Here is a 22,984-nt window from a genome sequence, read left to right as displayed (position 1 = left end):
AGCCCGAAATCAATCGGGCTTTGTGGTGTTTATTTTTTCGGAGGAAAGAAATCCGGAAGATTCTTGAGGATGTCTGCGGTCATCGCGTCCAGGTCGTAGTCGGGCTTCCAGCCCCAGTCCTGCCGCGCGCGGCTGTCGTCTATGCTGTCTGGCCAGGAGTCGGCGATGGCTTGGCGGAAGTCCGGTTGGTATTCGATCTCAAAGCCCGGAACGTGCTTTTTGATGCTTTCGAAGATCTCTTTTGGAGAAAAGCTCATGCCCGCCAGGTTATAGCTGGAGCGGATTTTGACGGATTCGCGGGGAGCGTTCATCAAGTCCAAAGTCGCCTTGATCGCATCCGGCATGTACATCATCGGCAGGTAGCTGTCTTCGCGGAGGAAGCAGGTGAATTTTTCTTCTGCCAAGGCTTTGTGGTAGATGTCCACGGCATAGTCGGTCGTACCGCCACCGGGGAGGGATTTGTAGCCGATCAGCCCGGGGTAGCGCAGGCTTCGCACGTCCACTCCGTGTTTTTCGAAGTAGTATTCACACCATCTTTCACCCGCCTGCTTGCTGATGCCATAGATCGTGTTGGGTTCCTTGACGCAATATTGCGGGGTGTTGTTTTTTGGAGTGTTCGGCCCAAAAACGGCAATGGAGGAAGGCCAGTAGATCTTGTCCAGTTTCATCTCCTTGGCCAGCTCCAATACGATGAGCAGGCTTTCCATATTCAGGTGCCAGGCGAATTTTGGGTTTTTTTCGCCTGTGGCAGAGAGAACCGCCGCGAGATGGTAAATCTGGGTGATGTTTTCCTCCCTTACCAAATCATGAAGCGCCTCTTTGTTCATTGCGTCCAGGACTTCAAATCTGCAATAGTCAAATTCCGCCCGGGCGGAATCCCGCAGGTCTGTGGCGATGACCTGCTCTCCGCCATGCTGGTCGGCGAGGGCTTTGGTGAGTTCCGAACCCAGCTGTCCGGCGGCTCCGATGATGAGGATTTTTTCCATGCGCTGATCTTTCAAAAATGCCCAAAAGTCGCCTAATGGGTTTTTGTTTATATTTGGGTTTGCTTGCGCAAAAGTAGTAAAATTCACCTCTCCGCACAGGTTTTTTGATCAGCGGATGTCCCGAAAAAGCCAATCAATTTTAATCTATCCCATATGTACGACCAGTTTAAGCCCAAATTGCAAGAAGAGCTAAAAGGCATCGAAGAAGCCGGACTTTTCAAAAGAGAACGCATCATCACCTCACCCCAAGCCGCCGAAATCACCATTGCCGGGGGCAAACAAGTGCTGAACTTCTGTGCCAACAACTACCTCGGTCTGTCTTCCCACCCCCGGGTGATCGAGGCCGCCAAGGCAGCCATCGACTCCCACGGCTTTGGCATGTCTTCCGTGCGCTTCATCTGTGGCACGCAGGACATCCACAAGGAGCTGGAGAGGAAGATCTCCGAATTTTTGGGCACAGAGGACACCATCCTCTATGCGGCGGCATTTGACGCAAACGGGGGAGTGTTTGAACCCCTCCTGGGCCCTGAGGATGCGATCATCTCCGATGCGCTGAACCACGCCTCGATCATCGACGGGGTGCGCCTTTGCAAAGCGATGCGCTACCGCTACGAGCACAACAATATGGCTGATCTGGAAAAACAGCTCCAAGATGCCGTGGCTGCGAGAGCGAAGCAAAAGATCATCGTGACCGACGGCGCCTTCTCCATGGACGGCACCATCGCCCAGCTGGACAAGATCGTGGCGCTGGCCGAGAAATATGAGGCCTTGGTCATGTCTGACGAGTGCCATTCGACTGGATTCATAGGGAAAACAGGCCGAGGCGTACACGAGCACTGCGGCGTGATGGGCAAGATGGACATCATCACCGGTACCCTGGGCAAAGCACTTGGTGGCGCGTCAGGAGGTTTTACTTCGGGAAGAAAAGAGATCATCGAGTTGCTTCGCCAGCGCTCCAGACCCTACCTTTTCTCCAACACCCTGGCTCCATCCATCACCGGTGCGTCGATTGCGGTCTTTGACCTGCTGTCTGAGACCACCGAGCTACGGGACAAGCTGGAGGAAAACACCAAATACTTCCGCGCCAAGATGACCGAGGCGGGATTTGACATCAAGCCTGGCGAGCATCCCATCGTGCCGATCATGCTCTACGACGCCGTGCTGTCGCAAAAGATGGCCGAGAAGGTTCTCGAAAAAGGAATCTACGTGATCGGATTCTACTATCCGGTAGTGCCCAAAGGCCAAGCCCGAATCCGCGTGCAGATCTCCGCAGGCCACGAGCGCCATCATCTCGACCAGGCGATTGCTGCTTTTGTGGAAGTGGGAAAAGAGCTGGGGGTGATCAAATAATCAATTCGCTGAAAGTCAAAAAAAACCGGCAGGAAGGTAAGCTTTCTGCCGGTTTTTCTATTTCAAAAGAAGTGGATCTGCTTAGTTTTTGCCGGATACGGCCAGGTTTCGCTTTTTGCCCAGCTCCTGCTCGGAGAGGTTTTCGAAGCGGTCATCTAGGTCCTCGTTGTTCAGGTAGTCGTTGATGATTTCCCTAACCTCCTGAAAGGACAGATTGTGCAGTACTTTTCCATTTTTCATCATGGAAATCTGGCCAGTCTCCTCTGAGACCACCAGGATCAAGGCGTCGGTTGCTTCCGACATGCCGATTCCCGCACGGTGGCGAAGACCAAACTGCGCGGGGACCTCGCGTTCGGTGACAGGGAGAATGCATCTTGCTGCCTTGATTCGGCCTTTGTAGATGATCACTGCGCCGTCGTGCAGGGGACTGTATTTGTTGAAAATGGAAATGAGGAGACGCTTGGAGAGCTCCGCGTCCAGAATGTCCCCGCTTTCGGCATAGAACTTCAGTTCGGTACTGCTGGAGATCACCATCAGCGCGCCCATGTTGCTACCCGCCAGGTTTTTGGAGGCGTCGATGATCGGGCTGATGTTGAAGGATGTGTTTTCCTTTTTTCTCCAAAAGAAAAGGATGTCCTTCAGGATATTGTCGTCTGAGAAGATGGAAGAGCGGCCGACGATGAGCAGGAATTTACGGATCTCAGGCGCAAAAATGATAATGGCCGCGATGACACCTACTCCCATGAACTGCCCCAAAATCGCCGAGAGCAACTCCATCCGGATTGCCCTTACCAGCAGGTAGATGAGGTAGAGCGAGAGGAAACCTAGGAAGATCTTGATGGCAACGCTTCCTTTGAGCAGCTTGTAGACTTGGTATAGGAGCGCGGCAACGAGCGCTATATCTATCATATTGACGATAGATATATCCAAAAATCCTATTTTGAAAAGCAAGCTCAAGGGTATAGTTGTTCAAATAATTTAATTGTCTGTTTAGCTTCCTTAACGTCATGGACCCTGAGCAAGTTCGCGCCTTGGGTCAGAGCAAACATATTCAAGGCAGTGGTGCCGTTGAGTGCCTCGGAGGCTGGGATGTCCAACGATTTGTGGATCATGGACTTTCGGGAAATGCCTACCAAAAGCGGCAGTCCCAGCACCCCAAAACTTTTTAGATTTTTCAGCAGCAGGAAATTCTGCTCGACCGTCTTTGCAAATCCGAACCCAGGATCCAGAATTACATCTATGATGCCAAGTTTTCTAAAAAGATCCACTTTTTCCGAGAAATAATACAGTATTTCTGATAAAATATCAGAATAGTTGGTGTGCTCATGCATATTTTTCGGGTTTCCCCGGATGTGCATGGCGATGTAGGGCACCTTCATGGAGGCGATGAGGGGAAGCATGTCTTCATCCAGCTCCCCTGCAGAGATATCATTGATGAGATCGGCACCGGCGGTGACGGCGGCACGGGCGACTTGGGACCGGAAGGTGTCCACCGAGATTGGGATTTCGGGAAATTCCCGACGGATCGCTTCCACCGCGGGGACTACCCGGTCGAGCTCTTCCTGTGCAGAAACCTCGGCGGCACCCGGACGGGTACTGTAGCCCCCCAGGTCCAGCATATCGGCCCCATCGAGGATCATTTTCTTTGCGGAGGCAAGTAGCAGCTCCCGGTCTCCGGACATTCGGCTTCCCGCAAAAAATGAGTCCGGAGTCAGGTTTAGGATGCCCATCACTTGGGGTTTGTCCAGGCAAATGAGCCTTCCCTTGATTTGAATGGAATGTTTCTGGGAAAATAATTTATCTTCGGTCGAAGAAGACGGACTGGAGCCGGAAAGCATTAAACTATTGGATTTTGGAGACTAATACCAGCAACGAATATAATCAAGTAATCGCCCGATGTAAAGAATTGTTCCGAAAGAAGACCCTGGATTACGGGACAGCCTGGAGGATTTTGAGGCTTTCGTCTATCACCGACCAGATTTTTATCAAAGCCCAGCGAATCCGTTCTATCCAGGAAAAAGGCGGCCAAAAGGTGGACGACCCCATCGTCGATGAGTTCGTCGGTATTGTCAACTATTGCCTCATAGCCCTGATCCAAATCAGCTTGAAAGAGGAAAGCAGGCTGGAAATCCCCTATGCAGAGCTGGAGCCCCTCTATGACCATTGGTCGGGAGCCACGCGTGGCCTGCTCGAAAACAAAAACCATGACTACGGCGAGGCCTGGCGCGACATGCGGGTGAGCTCGATGACGGACATCATCCTGATGAAGCTCTTTCGCGTAAAGCAGATCGAGGACAACCAAGGCAAAACCATCGTCTCGGAAGGTATAGAAGCAAACTATCAGGATATGATCAACTATTCGGTCTTTTGCCTGATCAAACTAGGATATCATGAGTAAAAACGCCATTCTGTGGGTTCTCCGGTTTTTGGTGGGAGGCCTGTTCATTTTCTCCGGCCTTATCAAAGTCAACGACCCCGTGGGGACAGCCATCAAGCTGGAGGAGTATTTTGACGTGTTTTCCAACGACATAGCGGGATTTTTTGTCTATTTCAAGCCATGGGCGCTACAGATCGGAGTGGTGCTGGTGGTGGCTGAAGTCGTCCTGGGCGTGATGCTCATACTCGGGGTGAAGCTGAGACAGACCGTTTGGGCGCTTGCGCTGATGATCCTGTTTTTCACGTTTTTGACGTTCTACTCCGCGTATTTCAACAAAGTGACGGACTGCGGCTGCTTTGGGGATGCGATCAAGCTCACTCCTTGGGAGTCCTTTTACAAGGATATCGTCTTGCTGATCATGATTTCGGTCTTGTTCTTTTTCAGGAAAGACCTGCCGGAGGAAAGCCCCAAATGGGCGAATGCGACGTCCCTGCTCGTTTTGCTGGTATCGTTTGTGGTGGCAGTTTGGGCGATCAGAAACCTGCCTTTCATTGACTTCAGAGCCTACAAAAATGGCGTGAGTATTCCGACCAACATGCAGCCCTCTGCGCCACTCCAATACACCTATGTCATGAAAAAGGGAGGGGAGACCTTCACCTTTGACCAATATCCTACGGACGAGAGCTACGAGTTTGTGGAGATGGTGCTTCAGAATCCGGAGGCTTTGCCCAAGATCTCTGATTTTGCTGCCTGGAATGTAGACGGAGACCAGTCGGACTTCGTTTTCGCAGGCAATAAGGTCATTGTCCTCAGCAGCAACTTGTCCAAGATGAGCGATGCCAATCTTGACAGGATCACGGCTCTATTGGGTTCTTTGCAGGGAGCGCCGGTTGACTTGGTCTTCATGGCTGCCGCGACGCAGGAGGAGATCGATGCATTCCTGTCCAAGCAAAACTGGAGCGTGGTCGGTCTACAGGCCGATGCGACGGTGGTCAAGACCATCATGCGGGCAAATCCCGGAATCATGGTCCTCAAGGACGGCGTGGTGATGGAAAAGTACCACCATAATAATACCCCGGAGGCTACGGAGGTTTTGGATCTGTTTTTATGAGCAAGTACCTGAAAGTAGTCTTGGTAGGGCTTCCCGGTTCCGGCAAAAGCACTTTTGGCAGGCAGCTCGCCCAAGAGTTAAGCTTTCCTTTTTTGGATTTGGACCACGAAGTGGAAGTGCGCTCCCACATGAAGATCCCCGAGATATTTACCACGCTGGGAGAGGGGAGATTTCGCCAGTGGGAGACAGAGACTCTGGCAGAGCTTCTGCGGGAAGAATCTTCCTTTGTGCTGGCCACCGGCGGCGGAGCTCCTTGCTTCAACGACAACATGGACCTGATCAATGCCTCGTCTATCTCAGTCTATCTGGACGTCCCCCTGGAATCCATCTCCGAGCGACTGAGGGTGTCCAAAGTACAAAACCGCCCCATGTTTCAGGGTTTGGGTCAAGGGGAAATCACCCTAAAGCTAAAGAGCTTGCTCGCCGATAGGGACTCCTATTATAGCCAGGCAAAAATAAAGCTCAGCGGGGATGACTTTTCCGCTGAGCTTCTGATGTATGAGCTGATCAACCAGCTTAAAAACTGAAGCCGACCGTCAGCACACCGGAGGTGATGCTGTTTTCCATTTCGGTGACGGGCCCATAGTTGTTCCCGTTTTCATCCAAAACCTGATAGCTTCTGTACAGCCCGTTGTATTTTTGGTTGAACAAGGCAAAGTCAATCGCGATGGATCGGAGTTTTACACCTATCCCGCCGCTGATCTGCTGGCTGCTCTGATCGATGCCGGGAGAATCCGCATAGGGATCGCCAAAGTAGGCATAGCCAGCCCGCAGCCTCAAGGCGTCGAATCGCGCCTCTCCGCCCACTCGGTAATTGATGGTGCTGGCGTAGATGCTCTTGATCACTTGGTTGTCGGGGCCTTCATTGAAATCGTTGGAGCTGATGCGCCCTGCGCTGTAGTCCACCCAATCCAGATCGGCTGAGATAAAGCCATTTTTTCCGAGGAAAAAGGTGGCACCTCCGCCCACCTTGAGAGGGGTGTTTAGGCCATAGTTGCTGATCACGAGATCGGTGACGGCATCTTGGCGTCCCAGCGTGACGTCTTCTTCCTCGTAGTAGTAATTGTTGTAGATGGCGGTCATACCTGCCTCGTACTCTTCGTTGAGGGAGTACCAGGTCGGGCTTTGGAAGACAAAGCCCAGATTGACATAGTCGATGGGCTTGTAGATCAAGCCTAGGTTCAGGTTTACTCCAATCCCGTTGATGTACAGGTTTTCCCTCAAGCTGGAATTGACTAGGGGTTGGTCGACAAACTCTTCATTGTAAGTCTTGAAGGAGGAAAAGGAGAGGGATCGAATCCCCAGCCCACCACCGACAAAGACTTTGTGGTTGAAATTGGCTCCATAGGAAAAGGTCATCTGGTTGGCGCTTCCTTGCTGGGTGATGTTTTCATCCTGAAAGGGAAAGCCCAAAACGAAGGAGTCATAGACCGATGGGTCATTGATCGCATTTCCATTCTCGTCAAAAGCAACAGGGTTGATCTGGTAGGTCTGGTAAGCCAGGCCTGTCAGTCCATAGTTTTCGATTTGGCTCTCCGGTATCCCAAAGGCATCCTGCAGGTAAAAATCGATGATGGAGCTTTGGCCGAGCTGGTCGGAATAGTAGCCGTATTCGGTGTTGAAGTTTGCGATTCGCTGGAAGCTGATCCCAAAGCCGCCGCCTTTGAAGGCGCCCTGTTCCAGATCTCCTTTGGGGTTTGCCATCACGTAGCTCGCGTTGGGCAGGGAAAAGTTCGTGGTGTTGTAGGTTTTGTCTTGACCCAGATAGCGTGTGTCCACTCTCCAGTCCGAGTAGCCCAAGCTGATGCTGATTTCAGAAGTCCGGAAAAAACCGAGCCCCGCCGGGTTGCCCGCGATATTGGACACATCGCCTCCCAAGGAATATTGGGTGCCGCCGATTCCTATTATTCTGGCGGAACCGGAGGGATTGGCTCTGCTGAAGCGATAGGCGTCCTCATAGTAGCCGCTCTGCGCAAAAGCCCCCGCAATAGTGAAAGAACTGAGGGTGAGAAATACGGTCAGAAACCTCATTAAACTGCTGTTTGGTTGTAAGGAATAAACGGTAGGAATGACTTTTTGTGCTGAATTGCCGAAAAAAAAAAGGGGAAATCAATTTCCCCTTCCTCCTCTGGATCCGCCGACGCTACCGCCGGAAGACCCGCCCGAGCTTCTGCTCGGAGCACTCATGCTGCCACCAGAGCTAGACCTGCTAGGCGAGCTGAAGGTGGATGTGTTGTTTGATCTGCTTGGAGTGACCGTTCTGTTGTAGGACGGGCTGCTGCTTCTGTTGTAAGAAGGCGAAGTAGATCTGGTGTTGTATGAAGGTGAAGTACTTCTGTTGTTGTAAGACGGAATAGAACCTCTGTTGTAAGAAGGAGAGCTTGTTCTGCTGTTGTAGCTTGGATTGCTGGTTCTGGCAGGGCTGGAGTAGTTTCTCATGCTGCTGCTCGCGGGAGTGTTGAAGCTGGATCTGGCAGATGGAATGGAGCTTCTGGAGCGGGTGCTCACAGCGCGATCTGCTGCAGGAGAGCTGATATTTCTGGAGGTAGCTACTCTGCTGCGGCTGGCATTGTAGTAGTCGTTTTGAGAGCTGCCAAAGTCGCGGGTCGCTGTTCTGGAAGTCCCGCCGGAAGACACCAAACGTCTTGCGGCAGGGTTGGAAGCGCTGGCGCTGTTTCTGGCTTGTGCTCGTGCGGTACTAGGCATCACTGCAGCTTGAGATCCGCGGACACCAGTGTTTGTGATAGAAGAGCCTCTGGTAGGTCTTGCACCATATACTACGCGTCTGTTGCCATATTCACTGCCTGGCAATACGTAGGCAGGATAGCCAGGGTAAACTGGATAGCCATAGCCATACATAGGATATCCATAGCCGTACATCGGATAGCCCCATCCGTAGCCAGGGTACATAGGATATCCCCATCCATAGCTAGGATACATCGGGTAGCCAAATCCGAAACCTAAGCCGATGGAAAGGCCGGGCATAAATCCCCATCCGTAATTGATGCCCATGTAGGGAGACATCCCCCACCCATAGGGACTGTATCCGAAGCCTAGGCCAAAATTGAAATTAACGTTGGAAAAACCGCTGTTGCTTCCGTTGCTGGAAGTAGTGTAATTGTCGTAAGCATTGATGTTGCCCGTGCTGCCTTGATAGTCTGATGATTCGTCAAAGTAAATGACGCCATCTTCCGAAGTAGTCGCAGCTTCCGTAGCTTGGTATCTGGAGATGTATTCCGGATTTACGTTTCTCGAACTGAAATTCTCCTCCGCCAAAGCCGGCTCCTCGGATATGTTTTTGAAGGACTGTGGATTGTTGTTTGCCACAGCGTATTTCGTCGCCAGCTGCACGTCAGAAGCCATGAAATACAAGTTGTCATTCGGCCCACTAGCGGTCATTTTATTCGAACTGCAAGAAGAGATGACAAGGGACCCAACTAGAACTGAAGCGGTAATGAGGGTGAGTTTCTTCATAGGAGAAGTTGATTGTTGTCTTGTTATACGGGCTGAGAATCCTGAGGTTATTCTTTTTGGTTTATATTTGCCAGCCCTAAGTAAGCAAATTTAAAGACATTTTAACATTCTATACAACCTAAATGAGTAAAGGACTTCCAAAACGCAGCGAGGATTATTCGCTGTGGTACAATGAACTGGTGAAGAAAGCTGACCTGGCCGAAAACTCCGCAGTGAGGGGATGCATGGTGATCAAGCCCTATGGCTATTCCATCTGGGAAAAGATGCAGGCGCAGTTGGATAAGATGTTTAAGGAGACCGGCCACACCAACGCCTATTTCCCGCTTTTTATCCCAAAGTCCTACCTGAGCAAAGAGGCTAGCCACGTGGAGGGATTTGCCAAGGAATGTGCCGTGGTGACGCACTATCGCCTGAAAAATGCCGAAGACGGCTCTGGCGTGGTCGTAGATCCGGAGGCTAAGTTGGAAGAAGAACTCATCGTGCGTCCTACCTCCGAGACGGTCATTTGGAGTACCTACAAAAACTGGGTTCAGTCCTATCGCGACCTTCCTTTGCTGGTAAACCAGTGGGCCAATGTGGTGCGCTGGGAGATGCGGACCCGGCTGTTTTTGAGGACTGCCGAGTTCCTCTGGCAGGAGGGGCATACCGCCCATGCGACCGCAAAAGAAGCAATGGACGAGACCGTCCAGATGATGAATGTTTACGCGCAGTTTGCCGAGGAATACATGGCGGTGCCTGTGGTGAAGGGGAGAAAGACCGAAAACGAGCGCTTTGCCGGTGCGGATGAAACCTTCTGTATCGAAGCGATGATGCAGGATGGCAAGGCTCTTCAGGCGGGTACTTCCCACTTTTTGGGACAAAACTTTGCCAAAGCTTTTGATGTCAAATTCGCGACGAAAGAAGGCGGATTGGATCACGTCTGGGGAACCTCTTGGGGAGTGAGTACCCGTCTCATGGGAGCGCTCATCATGGCCCACTCCGATGACAATGGTTTGGTCTTGCCTCCAAAATTGGCTCCTATCCAGGTGGTGATCGTGCCGATCTACCGAGGAGAGGCCGAGCTGGAGGCCATTTCGGTGAAGGCCAAGGAAATCATGGCCGATCTTCGCAAAGCTGGGGTTTCCGTCAAATTTGACGACAGAGACACCCAAAAGCCCGGCTGGAAGTTTGCCGAGTACGAGCTGAAAGGCGTGCCGGTGAGGATTGCATTAGGCCCGAGGGACTTGGAAAACGGCACCATCGAAATCGCCAGAAGAGATACCCTCACCAAAGAAACCTTCGAACTGGCTTCCCAATCTATTGTGGAGAAAATCACCGGGCTTTTGGAGGATATCCAAGAGGGCATATACAAGAAAGCTTTCGATTTCCGGGCATCTGTGACTTCCGAGGTGAATTCCTGGGAGGAATTTCAGCAGGTGCTGGAGGAAAAGGGCGGCTTTGTGTCTGCGCACTGGGACGGAACCTCCGAGACTGAGGATAAAATCAAGGAACTCACCAAGGCTACCATCCGCTGCATTCCTTTGGACAGAAAAGAAGAGGAGGGTGTCTGCGTCTATACCGGCAAGCCCTCGGCGGGCCGAGTCTACTTTGCGAAAGCCTACTAAAAGTACCAAAGCCGGAAAGTCCACTTCCGGCTTTTTTCTTTTTTCTGGTAGGTTTGATTCCCGAAACCCGTATTTTAGGCCTGATTCTACTCCCGTTTCTCCCGGCCATGACCATTCTGATCCTATCCAGTCTACTTACCATCGGCTTGATCTTGTTGTTGGTGGAGTTGCTGTTTATTCCCGGTACCACGATCGTCGGTATTTTTGGATTGATCGTCAGTTTGGCGGGAGTGGCGTATGCATTCATCTCCTTTGAGGCGGGCACGGCAATGTGGATCACCGGCCTTGCCGCCATCTTGAATCTGGTGGTCGTATGGTTTGGCTTTAGCTCAGGGGTATGGAAGCGTTTTTCCCTCAAATCTTCCATGCAGGGAGGTGCCTTTGACGGCCGAACCGACGGTCTTGCCATCGGGATGAGCGGCACGGCGATGTCGGACATCAAGCCTTTTGGAAAAGTGTCCTTTGGGGAGCGGATCTACGAGGTCAAGTCCGAGGAGGGTTTTATCGAGGTCGGCCGCACAGTCAATATCATCAAAATCGAAAACAATAAAATTCTAGTCAAATAATATGGAGCCAAACAGTTCATTGTTCGTGTTGGTAGCTGCTTTCGCAGGGATAGTCCTACTATTCATCTTTTTATACTTTGTCCCGGTCAATCTGTGGATTACGGCGCAGTTTGCCAACGTCCGCGTAGGCATAGGGGAATTGATCGGGATGAGAATCCGGAAAGTTCCGCCGAGCGTGATCGTCAATTCCCTCATCACCGCCACCAAGGCGGGACTTCAGCTCACGACCAATGAGCTGGAAACGCACTATCTGGCGGGAGGCAACGTGCCCGCGGTGATCAGGGCGCTGATTTCCGCGGACAAAGCAAACATCAGCCTCAGCTTCAAGCAGGCCACCGCGATAGACCTGGCGGGCCGGGATGTGTTTGAGGCAGTGCAGATATCCGTAAACCCGAAGGTGATCAATACCCCGAATGTGGCCGCTGTGGCTGCAGATGGCATCCAGCTGATAGCCAAGGCGAGGGTGACTGTCCGTGCCAATATCGCCCAGTTGGTCGGTGGAGCAGGAGAGGAGACAATCCTAGCCCGTGTCGGGGAGGGGATCGTCACTTCCATCGGCTCGGCGGCCACGCATAAATCGGTGCTTGAAAACCCCGACAAAATCTCCAAACTGGTTCTTCAGCGTGGCCTTGATGCAGGGACGGCTTTTGAGATTCTTTCGATCGATATCGCAGACATTGACGTGGGAGCCAACATCGGAGCGAAACTTCAGATCGACCAGGCTTCTGCTGATTTGAAAGTCGCCGAGGCAAAAGCTGAGGAAAGACGTGCCATGGCGGTCGCTTTGGAACAGGAGATGAAGGCGAAAAACGTAGAAATGCGGGCGAAAGTAGTCGAGGCCGAAGCCGAAGTTCCCAAAGCGCTGGCGGAAGCCTTCCGCTCTGGACAATTGGGGGTAATGGATTACTACCGCATGGAAAACATCAAATCGGATACCTCGATGCGGGACTCAATTGCCAGCTCTGACAAGGACTCGAAGGATTCTGGCTCGGGAAAATCCGAGAAGAAATAAAAAAAGGGAGCGTCAAGCTCCCTTTTTTCTTTTTCCGGTTTGCGGTTCTTCGATTTGTATGACCACCGGTTGGTACAGTTCCTTGGCCAGGACTTGGTTTCCGCTCCAGTCAGCGACGATTTCCTGATAGTTCACCGGGATGATCACTTCGCCCTGGATGTTGATTGCGCCGACCAGGCCGTCTTTTTTGACGATCATGAAGTCCGGGTTTTCCACTTGGATGTTTTCAAAAGCAAGGGGTAGAAGCTCTGAGCCGGACTGGTCTAGCAGACCCTGCTTTCCGGCCTTTTCCACCAAAAAGTAACCTTCCTTTAGCCTGCATACTTTGTCAAAGCCCGACTCGTTGAGCACCTCACCGTTTTTGTTCAGCAGGTGAAATTCTCCCCCGGTTTTGGCGATGGCGATCCCGGCTGAGAAGTCCTTGATCTCATCCCACTTGGGCTCTTGGATGATGCGTCCGTCAAAAGCCATCAGTCCCCATGTGACCGTATTTCGGTATTTGGAGATTTGTTCGGAAAATTGCCCTGTTTCGGCGAAGCGTGGCTCGACCACCCAGCTGCCGGAAGAGTTGACAAAACCGCTGAGGCCTTTTTTGCCCGCCGGAAAAAGGCCTTCGGTTCCGGCCTTGATCCATTCGATGTCGGTGGTGGGCTGTACTTGCCACCCCTTTTTGCCCAGAAGGCCGAGCTTGTTCTCGCGAAACCTCACGTTGAAGAGGTTGTCGCCAATGAGTTCTACCGACTCCATGCCGACTGCGTCCAGGAGAATGCCATCTTCCTCCATCACCCGGCGAAGCTTGCCGTGGATGTACTCCAGCATCAGGTCTCCCTCCTTCGTGATCCTATGGTAGGAGTTGTAGGCCACGTCGGACTTGACTTCGTCGCCTTTGATGAGCAGGTATTGGTTTTGGTCGAATCCGTAGAAGTAGTCCCCTTTGGTATGCTCCAGCTGGTCGACTACCGGATCCATGACGTAGTCTCCCTCGATATTGATGATCCCAAATCCCGTGGCTTCTTTTGCCAGCAGGTAGTTTCCTTTGTTTTCCGACAGCATCTCGTAGGGACGCTCAGGATCTTTGGAAAGGGGGAGATAGAAGTTGCCGTTTTTCTGGGTGATCAGCATCCCGTGATGGGTCAGCTTCGCGTCGTCGAGCTTCCCGAGTGCGGTGGTCTTTCCGTTGCCTTTTTCAAACAGCCAGTATTCTCCGCCTTTTTTTCCCAGGAGAAAATTAAAGTAAGTCTGTATCTCCTCGTACTCCAGGGCCAAGGCCTGCTGTCCGTATTCGTGGAAAGCGCCGATTCCCTTGGGCCCTTTCACCAAGATCCAAGGCGCGAGATATTGGTAGACTTCCTCGCCTTGGAGATCGACTACTGGCTTCAGATCCCTCGATAGCATCGCCAGCCCCTTCTCGTTTTTGCCGATGATTACCGACTCGCTCAGCACCTCAATGCGGTCGTAGATTGCCCGGGACTTGAGCTTGCCTTGGGGATCATAGACTTCCCAGGTTTGGGAATAAATCAGGTTGGAACTGAGGGAGAAAGCTGCCGCGAGGAGCAGTCGTCGTACTGAGGGGGAAATCATGGGAGAGAGGATGCAATTTGGCCTAAATATAAAATGACCAAAGGATACCTAGGGAGCCTTTGGTCATTTCTTAAGCTTAAATTTCTTTTATTTTTCGGTGTTGACCTTTTCCAGGTCAAACAGGTCGGTGATCATCTCGATCAGCTCCTCGGCCTCGTCCCGCTTGCAGGCGGCCCGCAGCTGTACCACCGGCACTTTGAGGATTTTCTGCATCATGCTCTTGGTGATCTTGTCGATGAGCTCGTACTCCTTGCCATCGGCGTTTTTGAGAAATCTGCTCAGTTCTTCCTGGCGGATTTGCTCGAGGGATTGCTTGAGTTTGTTGATGGTGGGGGATACCATCATCTCCTTTTTCCAGCCGTAGAATTCCGCTATACTTTCCTCGATGATCGCCTCGACTTTGGGTACGGAAGCTAGTCTCTTTTCCAAGGCCTCAGAGGCTTTGCTGCGGATATTGTCCACATTGTACAGCACCACGCCGGATACGTCCTCGACAGAAGTCTCGATGCTCCGAGGCACGGAGAGGTCCACGAGGAGCTTATAGCTCTGGATGTCAAACTGCTTGACCAATTCCTTGGTGATGAAAGGCTCGTTTTTCATGATCGAGCAGACGATCACGTCGGCTTCGTTCATGGCTTCCCGGCAGTTTTCGAAAGGCACCACTTCAAAGCCCAATTCGGCTGCGATTGCTTCGGCTTTGGCCTGAGTTCGGTTGGTGATTTTCACCTTGGCTTCGGGAAGGTGTACCATGTTTTTAGCCACGTCTTCACCGATTTCACCCACGCCTATCAGCAGGATTCTTGGCTGAAAGATGTTGGAGGTGAGGCTTTCAATCAGCTCGATGGCGGCATAGGAGAGGGATGCAGCTCCATCACGGAAGCTGGTCTCCTGCACGATTCTCTTGTTGGTGAAAAAGATCGTATGCATCAGCCGGTGCAAAAACGGCCCAGCCATGTCCAAGTCGGCCGCTGCCTGATAGGCACGCTTGACCTGGTTGGATATCTGGATATCGCCGATCACCTGGGCTTCCAATCCCATGCAGACGCGGAAAAGATGGGAGATGGCCTCTCGGTCATCGTTCAGGATTTCAAAATAATCGAGGTAGTTGACCACGTCAGACAGGCCTTTTTCCAAGCCGACCAACTTGATGATCTCGGTGCCCAAGTCCAATTCATGGCTGTAGTAGATCTCCGTTCTGTTGCAGGTAGACAGAATCAGGGCATCTCCGGGGTTGAAAAACTCTTTGATTTTCAGGAGTATGCGATGGATTGACTCTTCATCCAAAGAGATCAATTCCCTGATCTGAACAGGTGCGGTCTTGTGTGATAAACTGATAGCCCGAAACTTGGTGTGCATTTTTACAAGTTTTGCAATGCAAATTTAACAGACTCTCGCCCCCCAATAGTTTCTTTCGGCTAAATGCAGGGTAATTTAGAATTTATCTAAATAGAAACAGCAGACTCACTTTATCGGAGTCGGGCAGATAGGATTTCGATTGCTTTGTGATTAACTTATCAGTTGGTTTACTTTTTACGCATGAAAGATCGGTTTTTTTATTGGATCAAATCCTATCTGGGCTTTTCTGGGAAAGAATCCCGGGGTTTTTTGGTCTTGATTCCCTTTCTGCTCCTGTTTGGTTTGCTTCCAGATGCCGTGAGATGGCTTAAAAACAGACAGGCCGAGGATATCCTCAAGCAGTATCAGAGCCGTGTTGATAGTTTGCAAAGCATTCACATTCAGCTGGTCTCGTCTCCCTTACCGACGTTTAATCCCCAGGATACTTCCAAGGCGGCGAGAAACCAGAGGCAGCTCGAAAACCTCAACCGCATTTTCTTTTCCCAGGCGGACTCGGTGACCCTACAGATCGTGCCAGGGATAGGTCCTAGTACGGCCTCACGGATCGTCAAATACAGGCAGAGGCTCGGGGGATTTCATTCCCAGCGCCAGCTGCTGGAGGTGTATGGGGTCAATGAGGAAATGATGCAGGCGATAGGGGAGTTCTTCGAGTTCGACAGCGTGGTTTTTGCCAGGCTGCCGATCAACTCCGCAACGGTGGAACAGCTGTCGGCGCACCCCTATATCAGCTACAGCGAAGCAAAGGTGCTGGTGGCCTATCGGCAGCAGCACGGCAAATTTTCCGCTTCGGAGGATTTGGCCAGCATCAAGATTTTCAAAACGGAGTGGATTGAGAGAATCAAGCCTTACCTGGATTTTGGCCAATAGGGTCGGCTGATGTCAGGGAACGGGTGTTTTGTAATATTTTGACAAAAAATGAGGTTTTTCCTGTTTGTCTATTTTTGGGGCTAGGGGGAAGGAAAAATAGCGATATTTGGCGCATGAGTCGCCTTCAGGAAAAAAAAGTTCGCCTTCCAGGGCTAAACCTCCCCCAATTCGAACCTGTCCTGAAACAGGCTGAAGACAAGCTTTGGATCTATGACTCCCTGAGAAAAAAGGACTTGGTGCTGACGCCGGAGGAATGGGTTCGCCAGCATTGGATCAATTTTCTGATCCAGCACAAGGATTATCCCCGTGGGCTTTTTTCCTTGGAAAAGGGTTTGAAATACAATCGCTTGGATAAGCGTACCGACCTGATCGTGTTTGACCGTAGCGGTTCGCCCTATCTGCTCGTGGAATGCAAGGCCCCACAGGTGAAAATCGACGAAAAGACTTTGCGTCAAGCCATGGTCTACAATCAACAACTCAACTGTCCCAACTTGGTTCTGAGTAATGGGCTAGTCCACGTTTTTTTTCGTTACTCGGAGCCGGAGCAGAAATTTGTGCAGACTCGTGAAGCTCCGTGTCCTCCCAAACAATAAGTCATTTTTTTTATGATATAAATCAGATTTTTTATAAATTGAACTAACGATTTTTACTCCTACAATGATGTCCAGCCACCCTCACAACACTCCCTGCGCGCTGTGTGCGAGCAGGAAATTTTCGCTTTTCTCAGACCTTCCCGAAAGCCAAGTTTGCACGATCTCGGACCACAAAAATCTGATCTCGCATCGCAAAGGCCAGATCCTCTACTATGAGGGCACAAAGCCTTTGGGGATCTTTTGCATCAACTCCGGCGTGGTAAAGGTCTACAAGACCGCCTCCAACGGCAAAGAGCAGATCATTCACCTCGCCCAGAAAGGGGATTTTCTGGGTTACGCAGCACTTCTGGGTGAGGAGAATTATTCCAATTCCTCGATGATAGTAGAGGATGCCAAGATCTGCTTCGTCCCAAAGGACGTGTTCATCAACTCCCTGCTCCACAATTCCGACTTTTTCCGCAAGGTGACCAAGTCCCTCAGTCATGAGATTGGCGTGATGGAGGAGAAGTTGACCAATGCGACTCAGAAAAGTATCCGGGAACGATTGGCTTACACCCTCCTTCAGCTCGGGAATTCCTATGGCGTGGAGGGTGGAGGCAACCAAAAGATCGACCTCACGCTCAGCCGGGAGGAGATCGCCGGAATAGTCGGCACCGCCACCGAGTCCGTGATTCGATTGCTTTCGGAGTTCAAAAAAGACAAACTCATCGAGCTGGAAGGCAAAAAGATCATCATCAAAGACCGTAGGGGCTTGGCCCGACTGTCGGATTTTTACGCTGGCTAAGCCATTTTCGCTGTTTTTCCGACTAAGATCGGCTGCTTGTTTGGTAGCGAGTGGACTACAGCGCGTATCGGCTTGCGAATGATGCCCGTTTTTTTTCGCGGAAACTTTTTGTGTCCACAAATGTTGGGACAAACACGGTCTGCAAAATCGTTTCTTTTACCTTAGGCTCGATTTGAGCGAGACTTTGCCGTTTGCCCCATGAGATCTGTCCAAGTTTTTCTGATGGCCTTTGTGCCCCTGCTGTTTTTTTCCTGCGAAAATTCCAGTTTGGGAATGGTGGGTACAATGCCGCCAAGCCATCAGCTCTGGAATGAGCTGGTCAAAGCGAATGTCAAAGCAGACGGCATGGTCGACTATCGTGGATTCATCAGGGAAAAACCCAAGCTGGAGACGTACCTGAAGCTCCTCTCCGAAAACGCCCCCGACCGCAAAACCTGGCCAAAAAACGAACAGCTCGCCTATTGGATCAATGCCTACAATGCCTTTACCGTCAAGCTGATCATAGACCACTACCCTGTCCAGAGCATCCGCGACCTGGGCCCGAGCCTGAAGATCCCCGGGTTGAAGGACGTGTGGCATTACGAGTTTTTTCAAATCGGCGGGGTGGATGCCAGCCTGGACGAGATTGAGCATGGCATTCTGCGCAAGGAGTTTGACGAGCCACGTATCCACTTCGCGATCAATTGCGCCTCGGTGTCCTGTCCGCCTCTGCTGAATGAGGCTTTCACATCCGAAAAACTCGAGTCCCAGCTAAACAAAGTGGCGCTAGCCTTCGTCAATGACCGTCTGAGAAACCGCATTTCGGCCGATCGGGCGGAGCTTTCCTCCATCTTTTCCTGGTTTAAGGAAGACTTTACTAAAAAGGGAACCCTGATCGATTTCCTAAATCGCTACTCCCAGGTGAAACTCAAACCAGACGCGAAAATCTCTTTCCTGGATTACAACTGGGCATTGAATGAATAAAAACCGACACGTCGTCATCATCGGCAACGGCATCTCCGGAGTCACCTGCGCAAGAACGCTGCGCAAGCTGGATTCGGATGTCCGGATCACGCTGGTCTCCGGCGAATCGAAATACTTCTTTTCCCGCACCGCGCTGATGTACGTGTACATGGGGCACATGGAGTTTCGCCATACTCAGCCCTATGAGGATCACTTTTGGGACAAAAACCGCATCGAGCTCAAGCAAGCCTGGGTGGAGTCGGTGGACTTTCAGGCCAAAAAGCTGGTCTTTGAGTCCAAGGAAACCATGCCCTATGACATTCTCGTGATCGCTACCGGCTCCAAGCCCAACAAGTTTGGCTGGCCGGGACAGGATCTGAAGGGCGTGCAGGGCCTGTACTCCAAGCAGGACTTGGAGACAATGGAGGAGGCGACCCAGGAGGGAGTCACCCGCGCCGTGATCGTCGGCGGTGGACTGATCGGCATCGAGATGGCCGAGATGCTGGCCTACCGCCAGATTCCCGTGACTTTCTTGGTCAGGGAAAAGGGCTTTTGGGACAATGTCTTGCCTAGAGAAGAAGCGAAGTTGGTTGGGAGGCACATCCGCGAGCACCACATTGACCTGAGGCTGGAGACGGAGCTGAAGGAGATTTTGCCTGATTCCCAGGGTAGGGCGCGGGCGGTCGTGACCTCGACAGGGGAGGAGATTTCCTGCCAGTTTGTTGGCCTGACCGCCGGGGTAAGTCCCCAGGTAGATTTCCTGCGAAATAGTGAGCTGGAGATCAATCGGGGGGTAAAGGTGGATGCTTTTTTCCAAACCAACATTCCGGACGTGTACAGCATAGGAGACTGTGCGGAGTTTGACAAGGCGCCTGCGCCGGACCGTAAAAACATCGAGCAGGTCTGGTACACGGGACGCATGCACGGGGAGACGCTGGCGCATAACCTTTGCCAAACGCCCGTGCCTTATCGTCCCGGTGTCTGGTTTAATTCGGCGAAGTTTCTCGACATCGAATACCAAACCTACGGAGTCGTGCCGCCTCGGGCGGAGGATGCGCAGGATTTTTATTGGGAGCATGCCTCCGGCAAAATCTGCTTTCGCATGCGCATGGACAGCGAGGGGAAAACCCTCGGCGTAAACGTCTTTGGGATGCGCCTAAGCCACGGTTTTTTTGACCAAGCGATCAGGGAAAAATGGACTGGCCAGAAAGTCATCGCCCAGTTGGCCGAGGCCAACTTCGACCCGGAGTTTTTTGCCCCGCATCACATCTCCATACAGCAGTTATTTTTGGGTGAGTTTGGAGGGGATTTTCGTCCAGCCAAGAAATCATTTATGCAAAAACTATTCGGAGCAAAGGTATGAGAGGAATCGAGAAAATAGGCTTGGGTTTGTTTTTGGTGGGAGTCGTGGCCTTTTTGGTAATTCCCTTTTTGGGAAGCTATTCGCTTTCGGAGGAGATGGTCTTGGCCCATACCAAGGACATCCATCGCGACAAGATGGCCGAGCTGCTCGCGCCGATGTACGCGCAGGAGTACGGATCGAGCTTCTCCTTTCTGTCCGCCTACCGGGAGCAATTTAATCCCTACAATGAGGGCTTGAAGTCCCAGCAGCTCTGGGATGAGGTGATTTGGGATGACTATACTTTTCCGCTGGCAAAAGCCGCACTGCAAAGTCCCGTCCGGGACAGTCCTTGGCTGTTCTTTGGCTTGTCCATCGGCTTGGCCGTTTTGGGAGGTTTTTTATATAATTTCAGGCAGTACGCCGACGAGCCGACCGGTGTCAAAAACAATGGCGTTTTCCATTCTTCGATGAAAAACCGAGGGCTGCTCGGCATGATCACCGGCTCGCTGCTGATCCTGTTTTACGTGGTCTTGTATTGGTTTCCGGCTTATCTGGTAAACCTGGTTGCGATGGTAGACCCGATTTCCGTCTTCCTCTCCGGCAATCCATCCAGTCAGTGGTTTCTCTACGGCTTGATCTACACTTTGGCGATATTGGTGATGGGCGTCCGCATGTTTCGCAAGTATCGCGGCAACCGCTACCAGCAGCTTCGCACCGCCTCGGTGATGTTTTTCCAGACGGCTTTCGCCTTTCTGATCCCCGAGATCCTCGTGCTGCTCAACCAGCCTTACTTTGACTTCAAAAACATCTGGCCGCTGGACTACGATTTCTTCTACGACTACCAAATTTCCACCTTTCTCTCTGCTGGCGGGGTCGGCATGTTTATGCTGATTTGGGGGGTTTTGCTGATCATCATAGCCGTACCTTTGTTTACTTATTTCTATGGGAAAAGGTGGTACTGTTCTTGGGTTTGCGGCTGTGGAGGCCTGGCGGAGACGGTAGGCGACCCCTATCGGCAGCTTTCGGACAAGTCGCTCAAAGCATGGAAATTCGAGCGCTGGATCGTGCACTCCGTGCTGGCGCTCGCCGTGGTGATGACCCTTTTGACCATAGCCAACTACTTTTCGGGCTTTTCCCTCTTGGGAAATGTGACCAACCAGCTACATTCGTTTTACGGTTTTGCCATCGGTTCGGCCTTCGCCGGCGTTGTCGGCACGGGCTTTTATCCATTCATGGGCAATCGCGTCTGGTGTCGCTTTGGCTGTCCGCTGGCGGCTTACCTGGGCATTGTGCAGCGCTTCAAGTCCCGCTTTCGCATCACCACCAACGGCGGCCAGTGCATCTCCTGCGGCAACTGCTCGACCTACTGCGAGATGGGCATTGACGTACGCTGGTATGCGCAGCGCGGGCAAAACGTCGTCCGTGCCTCCTGCGTGGGCTGCGGCGTCTGTGCCTCGGTTTGTCCCCGCGGCGTGCTGAAGCTGGAAAATGGCCCCGAGCAAAACCGAATCAACGAACTGCCGATCATCATCGGCAACGACTCCATCAAGATCAAGGCGTAATGTTTTTCCTCTATTTCCTGTGTGTGCTGTACGGCTTGGGGATGCTTTTTATCCTCGTCTATAGCCTTGCACAGGGCCATCTGCTGTTTCATTTTCTGAAGGCGAGGAAAAACAAAGACAAGGCCCCTCCTCCCGATCCAAAAACCTGGCCGACAGTGACGGTGCAGCTTCCGGTTTTCAATGAAGTTTATGTGGTCGAGCGCCTGATCGAGGCGGTTGCAAAGCTGGACTATCCCCCTGGGCTGCTCCAAATCCAAGTCCTCGACGACAGCACCGACCAGACTTCGGAGCTGATCCGGGACAAGATCGCCGAATACCCCGACATTGACTTTCAGTACATCCACCGCGACGACCGGAAAGGCTTCAAGGCCGGGGCCTTGCGGGAAGGCTTGGAAAAGGCCACAGGCGAGTTCATCGCCATCTTCGACGCGGACTTTGTGCCGGATCCACTGTTTCTGCGACGAGCGATCCCACATTTTACTTCCGAAAAGATCGGTATGGTGCAGTCCCGCTGGACACACCTCAATCGCGACTATTCCGTTCTGACGCGCCTGCAGGCCGTGGCTTTGGATGCCCACTTTCTCATCGAGCAGATGGGGCGCAACCATCAGGGAGCTTTCATCAATTTCAACGGGACGGGTGGTGTCTGGCGGAAAAGCTGCATCTACGACGCGGGCAACTGGCATGACGACACGCTGACCGAAGACCTGGACCTGAGCTATCGCGCGCAGCGCAAAGGCTGGGAGTTTGTCTATCGACCCGAGATCGAGTCCCCCGCCGAGCTGCCGCCGATCATGTCGGCGGTGAAGTCCCAGCAGTTTCGATGGACAAAGGGCGGCGCGGAGTGCGCCATGAAGCATTTCTCCAAAGTCCAGGCCGAAAAGCATCCCTTCCGTGTCAAGTTCCATGCCTTTGCCCACCTCTTCAACTCGGCGATTTTCATCGCGGTGCTGCTGGCCAGCCTGAGCAGTATCGGCGTTTGGTGGGCAGGGGAGCAGGGGCTGATTCCTGCTTGGGCCATGCAGGGGGCTGGGCTCTTTTTGATCGGCTTTGTGCTTATCACCCTGAGCTATTTGGTGTCTTTTTTCTTTGGGAAAAAGTCCCTCCTCGGCTCAGTCGGCAGCGCTATTTGGCAGTTGCCCCTGTTTCTTTCCGTATCCATGGGCTTGGCGCTGCACAATGCCCAGGCCGTGTGGGAAGGCCTGACGGGGAAAAAGTCGCCCTTTGTCCGCACACCCAAGTTTAACCTGGAGTCGGGAAAGGAAAGCCTTTCGCTCAACCGCTACCTCATCCATCGCATGCCGGTGACCACCTGGGTGGAAGGGATTTTGGCGTTGGTTTTTTGGGCTATGGTGGGCTTGGCCTTTTCCCGGCAAAACTTCCTCTTCCTTCCCTTTCACGCCATGCTCGCCCTAGGCTACAGCTTGGTTTTTGTCAAATCCTTCAATTCCTACGGCCTCGGCCGATAAGTATTCCG

General features: G+C 52.1%; 21 protein-coding genes. 14 read left to right on the top strand and 7 right to left on the bottom strand.

Annotation, left to right across the window (positions count from 1 at the left end; all coding sequences use genetic code 11):
* Positions 1 to 29: 29 nt before the first annotated feature.
* Positions 30 to 986 carry an NAD-dependent epimerase/dehydratase family protein gene (locus J0A68_RS14620; protein ID WP_206578962.1) on the bottom strand — a complete coding sequence of 319 codons (957 nt, stop codon included), beginning with the start codon at positions 984 to 986 and terminating at the stop codon, positions 30 to 32.
* 153 nt (positions 987 to 1,139) lie between these two features.
* Here J0A68_RS14620 and kbl point away from each other — a divergent pair, with 153 nt between their 5' ends.
* Positions 1,140 to 2,336, top strand: coding sequence for a glycine C-acetyltransferase (gene kbl / locus J0A68_RS14615; RefSeq protein WP_206578961.1), 1,197 nt, complete (start codon positions 1,140 to 1,142; stop codon positions 2,334 to 2,336).
* Between the two features lie 81 nt (positions 2,337 to 2,417).
* Here the strand turns inward: kbl and cdaA are convergent, their stop codons facing one another.
* Positions 2,418 to 3,293 (bottom strand): diadenylate cyclase CdaA, encoded by an 876-nt coding sequence (cdaA, locus tag J0A68_RS14610; RefSeq protein WP_206578960.1) that lies wholly within the window; start codon positions 3,291 to 3,293, stop codon positions 2,418 to 2,420.
* Positions 3,290 to 4,066 carry a dihydropteroate synthase gene (gene folP, locus J0A68_RS14605; protein WP_317195121.1) on the bottom strand — a complete coding sequence of 259 codons (777 nt, stop codon included), beginning with the start codon at positions 4,064 to 4,066 and terminating at the stop codon, positions 3,290 to 3,292. The genes cdaA and folP overlap by 4 nt, the downstream gene beginning before the upstream one ends.
* 122 nt (positions 4,067 to 4,188) lie before the next feature.
* On the opposite strand from folP, the gene J0A68_RS14600 reads away from it, so the two are divergent.
* The 3 genes from J0A68_RS14600 to J0A68_RS14590 are packed head-to-tail and all read left to right on the top strand — an operon-like array spanning position 4,189 to position 6,351.
* Positions 4,189 to 4,734 (top strand): DUF1599 domain-containing protein, encoded by a 546-nt coding sequence (locus J0A68_RS14600; protein WP_206578958.1) that lies wholly within the window; start codon positions 4,189 to 4,191, stop codon positions 4,732 to 4,734.
* Positions 4,727 to 5,824, top strand: a complete 1,098-nt coding sequence (locus J0A68_RS14595; RefSeq protein WP_206578957.1) for a BT_3928 family protein — start codon at positions 4,727 to 4,729, stop codon at positions 5,822 to 5,824. Before J0A68_RS14600 ends, J0A68_RS14595 begins: the two co-directional genes overlap by 8 nt.
* Entirely contained in the window at positions 5,821 to 6,351 is a 531-nt protein-coding gene (locus J0A68_RS14590) for a shikimate kinase (protein ID WP_206578956.1), read from the top strand. Before J0A68_RS14595 ends, J0A68_RS14590 begins: the two co-directional genes overlap by 4 nt.
* Here the strand turns inward: J0A68_RS14590 and J0A68_RS14585 are convergent.
* Together J0A68_RS14585 and J0A68_RS14580 are read right to left on the bottom strand one after the other, a co-directional pair.
* Positions 6,341 to 7,855 carry an OmpP1/FadL family transporter gene (locus J0A68_RS14585; RefSeq protein WP_206578955.1) on the bottom strand — a complete coding sequence of 505 codons (1,515 nt, stop codon included), beginning with the start codon at positions 7,853 to 7,855 and terminating at the stop codon, positions 6,341 to 6,343. The two genes, J0A68_RS14590 and J0A68_RS14585, sit on opposite strands and share 11 nt — an antisense overlap.
* 78 nt (positions 7,856 to 7,933) lie before the next feature.
* Positions 7,934 to 9,187 carry a hypothetical protein gene (locus J0A68_RS14580; RefSeq protein ID WP_206578954.1) on the bottom strand — a complete coding sequence of 418 codons (1,254 nt, stop codon included), beginning with the start codon at positions 9,185 to 9,187 and terminating at the stop codon, positions 7,934 to 7,936.
* 233 nt (positions 9,188 to 9,420) lie between these two features.
* On the opposite strand from J0A68_RS14580, the gene proS reads away from it, so the two are divergent.
* The 3 genes from proS to floA all read left to right on the top strand — a co-directional run bounded on the left by proS (position 9,421) and on the right by floA (position 12,480).
* Positions 9,421 to 10,902, top strand: a complete 1,482-nt coding sequence (gene proS, locus J0A68_RS14575; protein ID WP_206578953.1) for a proline--tRNA ligase — start codon at positions 9,421 to 9,423, stop codon at positions 10,900 to 10,902.
* Positions 10,903 to 11,009: 107 nt separating this feature from the next.
* The gene (locus J0A68_RS14570; RefSeq protein WP_206578952.1) at positions 11,010 to 11,468 is read left to right on the top strand and encodes an NfeD family protein; all 459 of its coding nucleotides are present in this window, start codon (positions 11,010 to 11,012) and stop codon (positions 11,466 to 11,468) included.
* 1 nt (position 11,469) lies between these two features.
* Positions 11,470 to 12,480 carry a flotillin-like protein FloA gene (floA, locus tag J0A68_RS14565; protein WP_206578951.1) on the top strand — a complete coding sequence of 337 codons (1,011 nt, stop codon included), beginning with the start codon at positions 11,470 to 11,472 and terminating at the stop codon, positions 12,478 to 12,480.
* Between the two features lie 12 nt (positions 12,481 to 12,492).
* Here floA and J0A68_RS14560 read toward each other — a convergent pair whose 3' ends face one another.
* Positions 12,493 to 14,061 carry a WG repeat-containing protein gene (locus tag J0A68_RS14560; protein ID WP_206578950.1) on the bottom strand — a complete coding sequence of 523 codons (1,569 nt, stop codon included), beginning with the start codon at positions 14,059 to 14,061 and terminating at the stop codon, positions 12,493 to 12,495.
* 87 nt (positions 14,062 to 14,148) lie between these two features.
* Positions 14,149 to 15,417, bottom strand: coding sequence for a glutamyl-tRNA reductase (hemA, locus tag J0A68_RS14555; RefSeq protein ID WP_206578949.1), 1,269 nt, complete (start codon positions 15,415 to 15,417; stop codon positions 14,149 to 14,151).
* A gap of 180 nt (positions 15,418 to 15,597) precedes the next feature.
* Here hemA and J0A68_RS14550 point away from each other — a divergent pair, with 180 nt between their 5' ends.
* The 7 genes from J0A68_RS14550 to J0A68_RS14520 all read left to right on the top strand — a co-directional run bounded on the left by J0A68_RS14550 (position 15,598) and on the right by J0A68_RS14520 (position 22,976).
* Positions 15,598 to 16,284, top strand: coding sequence for a ComEA family DNA-binding protein (locus tag J0A68_RS14550; RefSeq protein WP_206578948.1), 687 nt, complete (start codon positions 15,598 to 15,600; stop codon positions 16,282 to 16,284).
* 113 nt (positions 16,285 to 16,397) lie between these two features.
* Positions 16,398 to 16,877, top strand: a complete 480-nt coding sequence (locus tag J0A68_RS14545; protein ID WP_206578947.1) for a type I restriction enzyme HsdR N-terminal domain-containing protein — start codon at positions 16,398 to 16,400, stop codon at positions 16,875 to 16,877.
* A 67-nt stretch (positions 16,878 to 16,944) separates the two neighbouring features.
* Positions 16,945 to 17,661, top strand: a complete 717-nt coding sequence (locus J0A68_RS14540; RefSeq protein WP_206578946.1) for a Crp/Fnr family transcriptional regulator — start codon at positions 16,945 to 16,947, stop codon at positions 17,659 to 17,661.
* A gap of 198 nt (positions 17,662 to 17,859) precedes the next feature.
* Entirely contained in the window at positions 17,860 to 18,624 is a 765-nt protein-coding gene (locus J0A68_RS14535; protein ID WP_236025605.1) for a DUF547 domain-containing protein, read from the top strand.
* A complete protein-coding gene (locus tag J0A68_RS14530) occupies positions 18,617 to 19,966 on the top strand; it encodes an NAD(P)/FAD-dependent oxidoreductase (protein ID WP_206578945.1) in 1,350 nt (449 codons plus the stop codon). Before J0A68_RS14535 ends, J0A68_RS14530 begins: the two co-directional genes overlap by 8 nt.
* Positions 19,963 to 21,507 (top strand): 4Fe-4S binding protein, encoded by a 1,545-nt coding sequence (locus J0A68_RS14525; protein WP_206578944.1) that lies wholly within the window; start codon positions 19,963 to 19,965, stop codon positions 21,505 to 21,507. The genes J0A68_RS14530 and J0A68_RS14525 overlap by 4 nt, the downstream gene beginning before the upstream one ends.
* Positions 21,507 to 22,976, top strand: a complete 1,470-nt coding sequence (locus J0A68_RS14520; RefSeq protein ID WP_206578943.1) for a cellulose synthase family protein — start codon at positions 21,507 to 21,509, stop codon at positions 22,974 to 22,976. The genes J0A68_RS14525 and J0A68_RS14520 overlap by 1 nt, the downstream gene beginning before the upstream one ends.
* Positions 22,977 to 22,984: the final 8 nt, after the last annotated feature.

The sequence above is a fragment of the Algoriphagus oliviformis genome (assembly GCF_017254915.1).
GTDB lineage: Bacteria > Bacteroidota > Bacteroidia > Cytophagales > Cyclobacteriaceae > Algoriphagus > Algoriphagus oliviformis.
The sequence above is the reverse complement of the archived record's forward strand: the minus strand, read 5'-3'. Positions and strand labels throughout refer to the sequence as shown.